We start from the raw sequence: 13,025 nt of genomic DNA on the forward strand, positions 1-13,025 counted from the left end.
ACCTAACCAGCTCGTGCATCCATGTCACCACGGCTCGTACGGCCGACGCAACATCTTCCCGACACGTTGTCGGAACCTACGGACCCGGGAGCACCCCTCCTCAGAGCAGCGCGAGGTCCGCGTCGGCCCAGCGCGCACCGATCCCGCGCAGCACCACCGTGCGCCGGTCGTCGTCCGTGTCGCCGGTGACGCGGTGGATCAGCACGTGGAGCCGGTCGTCCGTCAGCTCCTCGACCTTGCCGTCACCCCACTCCACGACCACCACGGACTCCGGCAGCGAGACGTCCAGGTCGAGGTCCTCCATCTCGTCGAGGCCGCCGCCGAGGCGGTACGCGTCGACGTGCACGAGGGCCGGGCCGCCGACCAGCGACGGGTGGACACGGGCGATCACGAAGGTCGGGGAGGTGACCGCGCCACGGACGCCGAGGCCCTCGCCGAGGCCGCGGGTCATCGTGGTCTTCCCGGCGCCGAGTTCGCCGGTGAGCATGACGAGGTCGCCGGGGCGCAGGAGTTTCGCGAGCCTGCGGCCCAGTTCCTGCATCTGCTCGGGCGATTCGACGGCGAGGGTGGCTCCGGTGACGGGCGGGTGCGCTGCTTCCATACCCGACAACCTAAGGCAATCCGGCGGCCCGGCCCGTCGCCCCGGCCCGCCGCCGCGGCGCTCAGCCCTTCCCGCAGGTCTCCCCGGACGGCACGGCCCCGGCCCGTACGAGCAGGTCGGCGAGCCGGTCGGTGACCGCCTCCGGGTGCTCCAGCATAACGAGGTGGCCCGCGTCGGGCACGATGACCAGCTCGGCGTCCGGGAGGAGGCCCGCGATGGCCTCCGTGTGGGAGGCGGGGGTCACGAGGTCGTTGTCCCCGGCGAGGGCGAGCACCGGCACGTCGAGGAAGGCGCCGAGCGCCTCCGTCCCGTCGTGGTCGGCGAAGGCCGGGTAGAACTCCGCGACGACGTCGATCGGGGTGGACTCGATCATCCGCTCCGCGAACCGCACGACCGCCGGGTCGACGTCCTTCGACGCGAACGAGTACCGCTTGATCGTCCCGGCGAAGAGGTCGGCCGTCGCCCGCCGCCCGCGCTCCACGAGGTCCGCCTGCGCGCCGAGCGCCCGCAGCACCCCGGGCAGCACCCGCCGCACCGCGTTGACCCCGGCGATCGGCAGCCCGTACGTCACCTCGGCGAGCTTGCCCGCGGAGGTGCCGACGAGGGCGACGCCGACGACCCGGTCGCGCACGAGTTCCGGGAACTGGCGGGCCAGCGCCATCACCGTCATCCCGCCCATCGAGTGCCCGACCAGCACGAGCGGGCCCTCGGGGGCGGCCGCGTCGATGACCGCCTTCAGGTCCCGGCCGAGCCGCTCGATGGTGACGGGCACCCCGTCGGGCCCGGCCTGCGCGGCCCCGCGGCCCGAGCGGCCGTGGCTGCGCTGGTCCCAGTAAACCGTCCGGACGAGGCCGCGGAGCGCGGCCCGCTGGAAGTGCCAGGAGTCCTGGTTGAGGCAGAAGCCGTGGCAGAGGACGACGGTGGCGGGGGCCGGTTCCTTGCGGCCGAAGAGGCGGCGGCGCCGGGTGGGCGCGGCGTCCGGCTCGACCTCGTCGACCTCGTAGTACAGGACGGTGGAGTCGTCCGCGAGGGCCCGGCCCGGTGTGCCGCGCAGGCTCCCGTAGGGGCCGGTGGAGTCCAGCGCGAGACGGGCCTTCCGGCGCACCGACCGGCCGACGGTGAGCCGCTCGACGGCCACGCCGGCCGCCGCACCTGCGGCGAGGACGCCTATCGCGGCCCCGGCGAACCCGGCACGCCGCCAGCTGCTCGACTCGCCCACACCGGCCCCCTTCGTCCTACTCGCCCAGGTAGACGCGCGGGACGCGCGCGCCGATCCGGGTCACGATCTCGTACGCGATGGTGTCGGCCGCCACCGCCCAGTCCTCGGCCGTCGGCTCGCCCCGGTCCCCCGGGCCGAACAGCACGGCCTCCGTGCCGGGCTCCGGCGCGTCGCCGTCGAGGTCCACCACGAACTGGTCCATGGCGACGCGCCCGGCCACCGTGCGGATCCGGTCGCCGACGAGCACCGGGCCGCGGCCCGAGGCGTGCCGGGGGACCCCGTCCGCGTACCCCAGCGGGATCAGCCCCAGGGTGGTCTCCCCGCCGGTGACGTAGTGGTGGCCGTAGCTCACGCCGTGGCCGCCCGGGACCTGCTTCACCAGGGCCACGCTCGCCTTCAGCGACATCACCGGGCGCAGGCCCAGCTCGGCGGAGGTGCCCAGCTCGGGGCTGGGCGACACGCCGTACATCGCGATGCCCGGCCGGACCAGGTCGAAGTGCGTCTCGGGGAGGGTGAGGGTGGCCGGCGAGTTGGCGATGTGCCGGACCTCGGGCTCGACCCCCGCCTTCTCGGCGTGGTCGAGCATCGAGCGGAAGACGTCCAGCTGCGCCGCGATCGACGGGTGCCCCGGCTCGTCGGCGCAGGCGAGGTGCGACCAGAGCCCGGTGACCTTGACCAGGCCGTCCCGCTCCGCCCGCAGGGCCTCGCCGACCAGCTGCGGCCAGTCGGCGGGCTGGCAGCCGTTGCGGCCGAGCCCCGTGTCGGCCTTGAGCTGGATCCGGGCGGGCCTGCCGGTCGCCTTCGCGGCCCGGACGACCTCGTCCAGGGCCCACATGCCGCTGACCGCCATGTCGAGCCCGGCCTCGATCCCCTTGTCCCACGGGTCACCGGGGGTCCAGAGCCAGCACATGACCGGTACGTCGGTGATCCCGGCGGCCCGCAGCGCGAGCGCCTCGTGCGGGGTGGCCGTGCCGAGCCAGGTCGCCCCCGCGGCGAGCGCGGCGCGGGCGCAGCGGACGGCGCCGTGACCGTACGCGTCGGCCTTGACCACGCCCATGATCCGGACGTGGGGGGCGACGCGGGCGCGCAGCGTGCGGACGTTCGCACGCAGCGCGCCGAGGTCGATCTCGGCGCGGGCTCGGCGGAGCGGTGGTGTCTCAGTCATCGCGCCCAGTGTCTCAGGTGTCAGCTCCCGGGCCGCTTTCCCCAGATGTAGACCCGATCACCCTTGCGGAGGACGTCCCAGAGCCGTTCGCCGTCGTCGTACGCCAGATTGACGCAGCCGTGGCTGCCGACGGGCGTGGCGATCGGCCCGTAGACGCCGTGGAGGGCCTGGCCGCCGTTGAAGAACTGGGCGAACGGCATGGGGGTCTCGTAGATGGACGACCAGTGGTCCTTGTTGCGCCAGTAGATCTCGTGCCAGCCGGTGCGGGTGCGGTAGCCCTCGCGGCCGCTGCGGACGTTGACGACGGCGAACGTCACCTTCCGTCCCTTCTGTACCCACATCAGCTCGCGGTCGAGGTCGACGCAGGCGACGGTGTACGAGCGGACGGGGCACTTCCCGGCGGCGTTCGGGTTCGGGCGGGCGGCCACGAGTTCGGCGCGGGCCCAGGTGACCGGGCCCGCGTAGCCGTTGGCGGGCGTGATGCCCTGCTGCACCTGGAACGCCTGGATCGCCTTGCAGTCGGCCGGCGACTGCCGCCCGTCGACCTTCAGCTTCAGCAGCCGCTCCACCTGCCGCTGGTACCGGCCAGGCACGGTCGTGCACGGCGCCCCGATCGCCCGGAGCGGCAGGAACTCCACCAACTCGTCGACCGGGGCCTGCGGCTCGGGCACGGGCACGGGGACGTCACCCTCCGGCCGCCGCAACGGCGGCAGGACCTGGTCGGGCGTGTCCATCGGGTACTCGGGCCGCCCGGCCCCGGCGACGCCCGGCACGAGCGGCTCGTCGGCGCCGGGAGCGGAGGCCGTGGCGGAGGCCCCGGCGGAGGCGGCGGCCCCTGCGGAGGCGGCGGAAGCCCCGGCGGAGGCGGCGGTGGCGGGCGGCTCGTCGGCCGCGGAGGCGGGGCCGACGACGGGACCGAGGGAGGCGGCCGCCGCCACAACGGACAGGAGGGCGAGTCGACTTCTGCGCTTGATCACCCCTTCACCCAACCCGCCCGCCCCCGCGCCCGCCCCCGCTCGCCCCCCACCGGCCCAACGCTTTCCCCCGACCGGCCGTCCCGACGACGGCCGGGCGTGCCCCCTACGGGTGGCAGACGGCGTGCCAGGCGGGCCGGAGGGCCGCGGAGACGTCCGTCGCCGTCACCGGGGCGCCGCCCTCCGCGACCCGCCGCGCCGCCAGCCCGTGGAGGTACGCCGCGCACGACCCCGCGTCCGGCGCGGACAGGCCCGCCGCGAGGAGGGAGCCGGCCAGGCCGGCGAGGACGTCGCCGCTGCCCGCGGTGGCCAGCCAGGGCGTCCCGGTCGGGTTGACCCGTACGGGCCCGCGCCCCCCGGCGCCGCACACCAGCGTCGTGGACCCCTTGAGCAGCACGGTCGCGCCGTACCGCGCGGCGAGTTCGCGGACGGCCGCGAGGCGCCCGGCCTCGACGGCCTCCCGGGCGGAGCCGAGGAGCGCGGCCGCCTCGCCCGCGTGCGGGGTGAGCAGGGTCGGCGCGGCGCGGCGCCGGACCAGCTCGGGGTCGAGGCCGCGGAGCCCGTCGGCGTCGACGAGGACGGGCACGTCGGAGGCGAGGACCTGCTCGACGGCGACGCCCGTCCCTGGCCCTTCGCCGAGCCCGGGCCCGACCACCCACGCCTGGACCCGCCCCGCCCTGTCCGGCGGCCCGGCGTGCACCAGCGTCTCGGGGTGCGCGGCGAGCACGCCGTCCCCGGCCGGCCCGACGTACCGCACCGCCCCCGCCCCGCCCCGCAGCGCCCCGCCGACGACGAGGACGGCGGCGCCGGGATAGCGGGCGGATCCGGCGACGACGCCGACGACGCCGCGCCGGTACTTGTCGCTCTCGGCGCCGGGCCGGGGCAGCAGCAGCGCCACGTCCGCGTGCTGGAGCGCCTCCAGTTCGGGTACGGAGGGCAGGTCGAGGCCGATGTCGACGAGCCGTACGGCTCCGGCGTAGGCGCGGGCCGGGTCGACGAGGAGCCCGGGCTTGTACGCGCCGAAGGTGACGGTGGCGTCGGCCCGCAGCGCCTCCCCGGTGACCTCCCCGGTGTCGGCGTCGACGCCGCTGGGCAGGTCGACGGCGACGACGACGGCGTCGGAGCCGCGCGCGGCGCGGGCGACGGGCACGGCGTCCGGCCGAAGTCCGCCGCGTCCTCCGATGCCGGTGATGCCGTCGAGGACGAGGTCGGCGACGGCGAGCGGTTCGAACGGGTCGTCGGCGACGCGCCCTCCGGCGGCCCGGAGGGCGGCGAGGCCGCCTTCGTGGGCGCGGGCCCCGAGGAGCACGGCGGTGACGCCCGCGCCGCGCCGGGCGAGCCGGGCCCCGGCGTACAGGGCGTCGCCGCCGTTGTCGCCGCTGCCGACGAGGAGGACGACCCGGGCGCCGTACACCCGGGGCAGCAGCGCGCGGCAGGCGGCGGCGAGTCCGGCGGCGGCCCGCTGCATGAGGGCGCCGTCGGGGAGGCGGGCCATGAGGTCGGCCTCTGCGGCCCGGACGGTCTCGACGCGGTGAGCGGTTCGCATGGGTCCGAGTCTGCCGCAGTCCCCAAGGGACCGCCCGGGGAGGCGGATTGGCGCCTCCGCCACGGAGGGGTCGTACGCCCCGCCCGTCCCCGCCCCGCCCCACCCCACCGAGGGCGTCATGCCTCGGCGATCACCACCGCCGAGGCCACGCCCGCGTCGTGACTCAGCGACACGTGCCAGTTCTTGACGCCCAGTTCGGCCGCCCGCGCCGCCACCGTCCCCCGCACCCGCAGCCGCGGCCGGCCGGTGTCCTCGACGTACACCTCGGCGTCCGTCCACAGCAGCCCCCCGGGCGCGCCGAGCGCCTTCGCGAGCGCCTCCTTCGCGGCGAACCGCACCGCGAGCGAGGCGGCCCCGCGCCGCTCGCCGCTCGGGAGCAGCAGCTCCCGCTCGACGAAGAGGCGCTGGAGCATCCCCGGTGTGCGCTCGATCGACGCGGCGAAGCGGTCGATCTCCGCCACGTCGATCCCCACCCCAATGATCATTTCTTCACTCACTCCACGGTCACGGATTTGGCCAGGTTGCGCGGCTGGTCGACCTCGTTGCCCCGCGCGGTGGCGAGCTCGCAGGCGAAGACCTGGAGCGGCACCGTGGAGACCAGCGGCTGGAGCAGCGTAGGCGTAGCCGGGATCCGTACGAGATGGTCGGCGTACGGGACGACGGTCTCGTCGCCCTCCTCCGCGATCACGATGGTCCGCGCCCCGCGGGCCCGGATCTCCTGGATGTTGGAGACGATCTTGTCGTGGAGGACGGACCGGCCCTTGGGGGACGGCACCACGACGACGACCGGCAGGTCCTCCTCGATCAGCGCGATCGGCCCGTGCTTGAGCTCGCCGGCCGCGAAGCCCTCGGCGTGCATGTACGCCAGCTCCTTCAGCTTCAGCGCGCCCTCCAGGGCCACCGGGTAACCGACGTGCCGGCCCAGGAAGAGGACGGTCTTCTTGTCGGCGAGCGAGCGGGCGAGGGCCCGCACGGGCTCCATCGTCTCCAGGACGCGCTCGACCTCGTCGCCGATGCGGGCGAGCTCCCGGACGACGGCGTGGATCTCGTCGCCCCACTTGGTGCCGCGGACCTGCCCCAGGTAGAGCGCGAGGAGGTAACAGGCCACGAGCTGGGTGAGGAAGGCCTTCGTCGAGGCGACGGCGACCTCGGGCCCGGCGTGGGTGTAGAGCACGGCGTCGGACTCGCGCGGGATGGTGGAGCCGTTGGTGTTGCAGACGGCGAGCACCTTGGCGCCCTGCTCGCGGGCGTGCCGCAGCGCCATCAGGGTGTCCATGGTCTCGCCGGACTGCGAGATGGCGATGACGAGGGTGCGCTGCCCGAGGATCGGGTCCCGGTAGCGGAACTCGCTGGCCAGCTCGACCTCGCAGGGGATGCGGGTCCAGTGCTCGATGGCGTACTTGGCGATGAGCCCGGCGTGGAAGGCGGTGCCGCAGGCGATGATGACGATCTTGTCGGCCTCGCGGAGCACGACGTCCGGGATGCGCACCTCGTCGAGGGTGAGCCGCCCGGCCGCGTCGATCCGGCCGAGGAGCGTGTCGGCGACGGCCTTCGGCTGCTCGGCGATCTCCTTGAGCATGAAGTGGTCGTAGCCGCCCTTCTCGGCGGCCGAGGCGTCCCAGTCGACGTGGTAGGCCCGTACGTCGGCGGGCGCCCCGTCGAAGTCGGTGACGGTGACGCCCTCCCGGGTCAGCTCGACGACCTGGTCCTGGCCGAGCTCGATCGCCGAGCGGGTGTGCGCGATGAACGCCGACACGTCGGAGGCGAGGAAGTTCTCGCCCTCGCCGACGCCGACGACGAGCGGCGAGTTCCGGCGGGCGCCGACGACGACGTCCGGCTGGTCGGCGTGGACGGCGACGAGGGTGAACGCCCCGTCGAGCCGCCGGCACACCAGGCGCATGGCCTCCGCCAGGTCCCCGGCCGAGGAGAACTCCTCGGCGAGGAGGTGGGCGACGACCTCGGTGTCGGTCTCCGAGAGCAGCTCGTGCCCGCGCTCGGCGAGCTCCTCGCGCAGGGCGGCGAAGTTCTCGATGATGCCGTTGTGGACGACGGCGACCCGGCCCGCGTTGTCCAGGTGCGGGTGCGCGTTGGCATCCGTGGGGCCGCCGTGCGTGGCCCAGCGGGTGTGCCCGATGCCCACGGACCCGCTGGCCAGCGGCCGGTCCACGAGTTCCTTCTCCAGGTTGACGAGCTTGCCCGCCTTCTTCGCCGCGGCGAGCCCGCCGTCGGAGAGCACCGCGACCCCGGCCGAGTCGTAGCCCCGGTATTCGAGCCGCTTGAGGCCCGCGACCACCACGTCGAGCGCCGACTGGCCGCCTACGTATCCCACGATTCCGCACATGGCGGCAGCCTAGGCGCGCAGAGGGGCGGAAGGCCGGAGTCGGCGGGGTTCGACGCGGGGCGCGTCGGACCCCGGGCGCCCCCCCGGGCACCGCCTGCCGTCCCCCGGCCCCGCCCGGCCCGCGTCAGCCCAGCTTCGTGGCCTGCGCCTCGATGACGGCGGTCGGCAGCGCCTTGACCTCGCCGCCGAAGCTGAGGGTGGAGAACGACGCCAGCGTGTTGCCCTTCCGGAAGACGACCAGCTTGGTCACGAACGCCTCGCCGTCCACGTCGGTGGTGACCGTCCAGGCCAGGGCCTCGTCACCGGCGGCCAGCGTCTCCGGCGCCATCTTGGTGATCTTCGCCTTCTCGCCCGCGCCGGTCGTGGTGAACCCGCCCGCGCACTCCGTGCCGGCGGCCTTGAGGGACGCGAAGGCCTCCTGGGCGCCCTGCCCCTCGTACGAACCGAGCGTCACGCCGGTGACCGGCGCGGCCAGCGCGCCCAGCGCCTCCTCGGGCGAGGCGGTCTTGCCCTCGGTCTTCGGCACCTCGATCACCTTGCGCTGCGCGGTCGCGGCCGGCTTGCCGGTGGAGACGAACCCCATGGCGTCGGCGACCGGCTTGCAGGCGGCCTTGTCGGTGGTGATGCTCGCCGGGTCGACGACGTCCCCGGAGTCGCCCTTCTGCACCTGGTGGCCGGGCAGGTCCGCCTGCTCGACGATCAGCTTCTCCAGCGCGGCGGCGGACAGCGCCTCGGCGGCGGGCACGGCGGAGGTGGCGGAGGCGCCGGGCGCCGCGTCCTTCCCCTTGCCCTGGTCGTCGTCCTTCTTTCCGCCACCGCAGGCGGTGACGAGGAGGGCGAGCGAGACGGCGGTGACGGCGACGGAGGCGGTCCTGACGGGCGTACGCATGCGTGACTCTCTGCTTCTCTTCGTGCCGCCGACCGGCGGCTCCCCCCGCGTGAAGACCTGAGGCACGCGGCATCGACATGATCACCCCAGCGTCGGGGACCGACAACGCCTTTTCGTCGCCTTTCCGCCACGTGACCGACCCCACGGCCCACGGAAGCCCCCGACCCCCGACAATGGCGGGGTGATCACTTCGCCGCCACGAAGCCCCGACGGCACCCCCCACGGCAACGGTGCCGGCCCGGGCACCGTGCCGCGCCGCCCCGCCGAGGCGACCCCGTACGTCGACCTCACCCGGGCCGAGTGGAGCGCCCTGCGCGACAAGACCCCGCTCCCGCTGACCGCCGACGAGGTCGAGCGGCTGCGGGGCCTCGGTGACGTCATCGACCTCGACGAGGTGCGGGACATCTACCTTCCGCTGTCCCGGCTGCTCAACCTGTACGTGCAGGCCACGAGCGGCCTGCGCGGCGCCCTGAACACGTTCCTCGGCGAGCGGGCCGAGCAGCGCGGCACCCCCTTCGTCATAGGGGTCGCCGGCTCGGTCGCCGTCGGCAAGTCGACCGTCGCCCGCCTCCTCCAGGCGCTGCTGGCCCGCTGGCCCGAGCACCCGCGCGTCGAGCTGGTCACCACCGACGGCTTCCTCTACCCGATGGAGGAGCTGAAGGCGCGCGGCCTGCTGGCCAGGAAGGGCTTCCCCGAGTCGTACGACCGCCGGGCGCTGACCCGGTTCGTCGCCGACGTGAAGGCGGGCAAGGACGAGGTCACGGCCCCGGTCTACTCGCACCTGATCTACGACCGGGTGCCCGGCGAGCGGCTCGTGGTGCGCCGCCCGGACATCCTCATCGTCGAGGGCCTGAACGTCCTCCAGCCCGCGCTGCCCGGCAAGGACGGCCGGACCCGGGTGGGCCTCGCGGACTACTTCGACTTCTCGGTGTACGTGGACGCGCGTCCTGAGGACATCGAGCGCTGGTACCTCAACCGCTTCAGCAAGCTGCGCGAGACCGCGTTCCAGAACCCCTTCTCGTACTTCCGGCGCTGGACCCAGGTGTCCGAGGAGGAGGCGCTCGACTACGCCCGCACCATGTGGCGGACCGTCAACAAGGTGAACCTGCTGGAGAACGTGGCCCCGACGCGCGGCCGGGCGACGCTCGTGGTCCGCAAGGGCCCCGACCACAAGGTGCAGCGGCTCAGCCTCCGGAAGCTCTGACCCACCCGCCCGGGTCCCCGCGGGCCCCGGCCTCCGTAAGCTCGGGGGATGCTGCATCTCCGGTTGATCGTCCCGCCCGACCGCACCCCGTCCGCGGTCAAGCTGATCGAGTCGACGGTCGGCACCACGCACCTGGTGGTGCTGGACGGCGCGGCCCGCGACCCGGCGGGCGACCTCGTCCTGTGCGACGTGGCCCGCGAGGCCGGCGACGAACTCCTGCGCCAGCTGTGCGCGTTGGGCATCGACGAGGACGGGTCGATCGCCGTCGACGACATCGACCTGTCGCTGTCGCGGCGCGCGGACGCGGCCGAGAAGGAGGCTCCGGGCGAACCCGCCGACGCGGTCATCTGGGAACAGCTGACCGGGTCGACGCACGAGGAGTCGACGCTCTCCGCCACGTACTGCGCGTTCATGGTCCTGGCGACGATGATCGCCGCCTGTGGTGTCGTCCTGGACAACGCGGTCCTGATCGTGGGCGCCATGGCGGTCGGCCCCGAGTTCGGACCGCTCGCCGGGATCTGTACGGCGGTGGTGCGGCGGGCACCGAGGCTGGCCGTCCGGTCGACGCTGGCTCTGCTCGTGGGCTTCGCCGCGGCGATCGCGGCGACCACCGTCTTCAGCCTGGGCATGGACGGGCTCGACCTGTTCAGCCGGGAGCAGCTGGACGCGGACCGGCCCAACACCAGCTTCATCTGGCAGCCCGACCCGTTCTCGTTCGTGGTGGCCCTGCTCGCGGGCGCCGCCGGCACGCTCTCGCTGACCTCGGCCAAGTCCGGTGCGCTCGTGGGCGTCGCGATCTCGGTGACCACGGTCCCGGCGGGCGCGAACGCGGCCGTGGCGCTCAGCTACGGCGACCTGGCCCAGATGTGGGGCTCGGTCGAGCAACTGCTGCTCAACCTCTTCGGGATCGTCCTGGCCGGGGTGCTGACCCTCTACGCGCAGAAGGTGCTGTGGCGGACGCAGCGCGGCCGCTGGCGGCGCAGCCCGAGGACGAAGGCCCGACCGCACGGGTGAGGCCCCGTCAGGCTCTGCTGACGGGGCCTCACCGGGGGGCGTACGGCTCAGCCGAGCGCGGACTTCACGACGTCGGCGAGGCGCTGCGCGACCGAGCGGGCCTGCTCGATGTCGGCCGCCTCGACCATGACGCGGACCAGCGGCTCGGTGCCGGAGGGGCGCAGCAGGACCCGGCCGGTGGAGCCGAGCTCGCGCTCGGCGTCGGTGACGGCTGCGGCGAGTTCGCCGGAGGTGCCGACCCGGGCCTTGTCGACGTCCTTGACGTTGATCAGGATCTGCGGGAGGCGCTCCATCACGGCGGCCAGCTCGGCGAGGGACTTGCCGGTGGCGGCGACCCGGGCGGCGAGCATCAGGCCGGTGAGGGTGCCGTCGCCGGTGGTGGCGTGGTCGAGCACGATGACGTGCCCGGACTGCTCGCCGCCGAGCGCGAAGCCGTTCTCCTTCATGGATTCCAGGACGTAGCGGTCGCCGACCGCGGTCTGGACGAGGTGGAGGCCCTCGCGCTCCATGGCGAGCTTGAAGCCCAGGTTGGACATGACGGTGGCGACGACCGTGTCGCCGCGCAGCGTGCCGGCCTCGCGCATGGCGAGGGACAGCACGGCGAGGATCTGGTCGCCGTCGACCTCCTCGCCCGTGTGGTCGACCGCGAGGCAGCGGTCGGCGTCGCCGTCGTGGGCGATGCCGAAGTCGGCGCCGTGCTCGACGACGGCCGCCTTGAGGAGGTCGAGGTGGGTGGAGCCGCAGCCGTCGTTGATGTTGAGGCCGTCCGGCGCGGCGCCGATGGTGACGACCTCGGCACCGGCCCGGGAGAAGGCCTCGGGCGAGACGCGGGAGGCGGCGCCGTGGGCCTCGTCGAGGACGATCTTCAGCCCGTCGAGGCGGTTGGGCAGGACGGACAGGAGGTGGTCGACGTAGGTCTCGAAGCCCTCGTCGTAGTCGCGGACCCGGCCCACGCCGGCACCGGTCGGGCGCTCCCAGGGGGCGCCGGTGCGGTGCTCCTCGTACACGGCCTCGATCTTGTCCTCCAGCTCGTCGGCGAGCTTGTGGCCGCCGCGCGCGAAGAACTTGATGCCGTTGTCGGGCATGGCGTTGTGGCTGGCGGAGAGCATCACGCCGAGGTCGGCGCCGAGGACGCCGGTGAGGTGGGCCACGGCCGGGGTGGGCAGCACGCCGACGCGCAGCACGTCGACGCCCGCGCTGGCGAGACCGGCCACGACGGCCGCCTCCAGGAACTCTCCCGACGCCCGCGGGTCCCGCCCGACCACGGCGGTCGGCCGATGGCCCTCGAAGGTCCCCGCTTCGGCGAGCACGTGCGCCGCCGCGACCGACAGGCCGAGCGCGAGCTCCGCCGTCAGGTCCGCGTTGGCAACGCCGCGTACACCGTCGGTGCCGAAGAGTCGTCCCACAGCTGTCCTCCGAAAATACGTGCCCAAAAAGTGAAAGAGGTGATGAAAAAACGTACGCCCCGACGGCACGGGCAGTGCGCCGGGGCGTACGTACGAGCAGACCGAGCAGGCGATTAGCGCTTGCTGTACTGCGGGGCCTTGCGGGCCTTCTTGAGACCGGCCTTCTTCCGCTCGACCGCGCGGTCGTCACGGGAGAGGAAGCCGGCCTTCTTCAGCGCCGGGCGGTTGTTCTCGACGTCGGCCTCGTTGAGGGCGCGGGCCACGCCGAGGCGCAGGGCGCCGGCCTGGCCGGAGACGCCGCCACCCGCGATGCGGGCGATCACGTCGTAGCGGTTGTCGAGCTCGAGCACCTTGAAGGGCTCGTTGACTTCCTGCTGGTGCACCTTGTTGGGGAAGTAGTCCTCAAGGGTGCGACCGTTGATCTTCCACTTGCCGGTGCCCGGAACGATCCGGACGCGGGCGATGGCGTTCTTGCGACGGCCCAGGCCGGCGGCCGGCTGCGGGTCGCCGAAGCGGGACGCGAGGGACTCGGAGGTGTAGTCACCCTCGACGTTCTCGGTCTCGGTGGTGTACTCCTCGACGCCCTCGAACTCGTCGACGGGGGTCTCGGGGGTGGTCTCGGCCACGATGCTCCTCAGATTTCTTTCGTTCTTAGGGGGTGTGGCC

The 13,025-nt window shown here is 73.9% G+C and carries 12 protein-coding genes; 2 read left to right on the forward strand and 10 right to left on the reverse strand.

Features of this window, described 5'->3' with window-relative positions:
• Window positions 1-100: 100 nt before the first annotated feature.
• From tsaE to ACWDVG_RS06885, 8 genes are all read right to left on the reverse strand, one after another.
• Window positions 101-601 (reverse strand): tRNA (adenosine(37)-N6)-threonylcarbamoyltransferase complex ATPase subunit type 1 TsaE, encoded by a 501-nt coding sequence (gene tsaE, locus ACWDVG_RS06850; protein WP_451696886.1) that lies wholly within the window; start codon window positions 599-601, stop codon window positions 101-103.
• A 61-nt stretch (window positions 602-662) separates the two neighbouring features.
• Window positions 663-1,820: an alpha/beta fold hydrolase gene (locus tag ACWDVG_RS06855; protein ID WP_451696888.1), complete on the reverse strand. Its 1,158-nt coding sequence runs from the start codon at window positions 1,818-1,820 to the stop codon at window positions 663-665.
• A gap of 16 nt (window positions 1,821-1,836) precedes the next feature.
• Window positions 1,837-2,985 (reverse strand): alanine racemase, encoded by a 1,149-nt coding sequence (gene alr, locus ACWDVG_RS06860; protein WP_451696890.1) that lies wholly within the window; start codon window positions 2,983-2,985, stop codon window positions 1,837-1,839.
• 20 nt (window positions 2,986-3,005) lie between these two features.
• Window positions 3,006-3,962: a L,D-transpeptidase family protein gene (locus ACWDVG_RS06865; protein WP_451696892.1), complete on the reverse strand. Its 957-nt coding sequence runs from the start codon at window positions 3,960-3,962 to the stop codon at window positions 3,006-3,008.
• 103 nt (window positions 3,963-4,065) lie between these two features.
• On the reverse strand, window positions 4,066-5,505 hold the full coding sequence (locus tag ACWDVG_RS06870) for an NAD(P)H-hydrate dehydratase (protein WP_451696894.1): 1,440 nt from the start codon (window positions 5,503-5,505) through the stop codon (window positions 4,066-4,068).
• Between the two features lie 116 nt (window positions 5,506-5,621).
• The gene (locus ACWDVG_RS06875; RefSeq protein ID WP_451696896.1) at window positions 5,622-5,990 is read right to left on the reverse strand and encodes a holo-ACP synthase; all 369 of its coding nucleotides are present in this window, start codon (window positions 5,988-5,990) and stop codon (window positions 5,622-5,624) included.
• Window positions 5,991-5,998: 8 nt separating this feature from the next.
• A complete protein-coding gene (gene glmS, locus ACWDVG_RS06880; RefSeq protein WP_451696898.1) occupies window positions 5,999-7,846 on the reverse strand; it encodes a glutamine--fructose-6-phosphate transaminase (isomerizing) in 1,848 nt (615 codons plus the stop codon).
• Window positions 7,847-7,970: 124 nt separating this feature from the next.
• The gene (locus ACWDVG_RS06885; RefSeq protein WP_451696900.1) at window positions 7,971-8,735 is read right to left on the reverse strand and encodes a hypothetical protein; all 765 of its coding nucleotides are present in this window, start codon (window positions 8,733-8,735) and stop codon (window positions 7,971-7,973) included.
• 181 nt (window positions 8,736-8,916) lie between these two features.
• Here ACWDVG_RS06885 and coaA point away from each other — a divergent pair, with 181 nt between their 5' ends.
• Both coaA and ACWDVG_RS06895 read left to right on the forward strand, forming a co-directional pair.
• On the forward strand, window positions 8,917-9,939 hold the full coding sequence (coaA, locus tag ACWDVG_RS06890; RefSeq protein WP_451696902.1) for a type I pantothenate kinase: 1,023 nt from the start codon (window positions 8,917-8,919) through the stop codon (window positions 9,937-9,939).
• A gap of 48 nt (window positions 9,940-9,987) precedes the next feature.
• Window positions 9,988-10,953, forward strand: coding sequence for a DUF389 domain-containing protein (locus tag ACWDVG_RS06895; protein WP_451696904.1), 966 nt, complete (start codon window positions 9,988-9,990; stop codon window positions 10,951-10,953).
• Between the two features lie 47 nt (window positions 10,954-11,000).
• Here ACWDVG_RS06895 and glmM read toward each other — a convergent pair whose 3' ends face one another.
• Together glmM and rpsI are read right to left on the reverse strand one after the other, a co-directional pair.
• Window positions 11,001-12,359 (reverse strand): phosphoglucosamine mutase, encoded by a 1,359-nt coding sequence (glmM, locus tag ACWDVG_RS06900; RefSeq protein WP_451696906.1) that lies wholly within the window; start codon window positions 12,357-12,359, stop codon window positions 11,001-11,003.
• A 113-nt stretch (window positions 12,360-12,472) separates the two neighbouring features.
• Window positions 12,473-12,985 (reverse strand): 30S ribosomal protein S9, encoded by a 513-nt coding sequence (gene rpsI / locus ACWDVG_RS06905; protein WP_030687788.1) that lies wholly within the window; start codon window positions 12,983-12,985, stop codon window positions 12,473-12,475.
• Between the last annotated feature and the right edge of the window lie 40 nt (window positions 12,986-13,025).

This window comes from Streptomyces sp. NPDC003327 (assembly GCF_053589515.1).

Coding starts and splice junctions, on each gene's coding strand:
- tsaE (WP_451696886.1), bottom strand. CDS start 601: ATGGAAGCAGCGCACCCGCCCGTCACCGGAGCCACCCTCGCCGTCGAA.
- alr (WP_451696890.1), bottom strand. CDS start 2,985: ATGACTGAGACACCACCGCTCCGCCGAGCCCGCGCCGAGATCGACCTC.
- ACWDVG_RS06870 (WP_451696894.1), bottom strand. CDS start 5,505: ATGCGAACCGCTCACCGCGTCGAGACCGTCCGGGCCGCAGAGGCCGAC.
- ACWDVG_RS06875 (WP_451696896.1), bottom strand. CDS start 5,990: ATGATCATTGGGGTGGGGATCGACGTGGCGGAGATCGACCGCTTCGCC.
- glmS (WP_451696898.1), bottom strand. CDS start 7,846: ATGTGCGGAATCGTGGGATACGTAGGCGGCCAGTCGGCGCTCGACGTG.
- ACWDVG_RS06885 (WP_451696900.1), bottom strand. CDS start 8,735: ATGCGTACGCCCGTCAGGACCGCCTCCGTCGCCGTCACCGCCGTCTCG.
- ACWDVG_RS06895 (WP_451696904.1), top strand. CDS start 9,988: ATGCTGCATCTCCGGTTGATCGTCCCGCCCGACCGCACCCCGTCCGCG.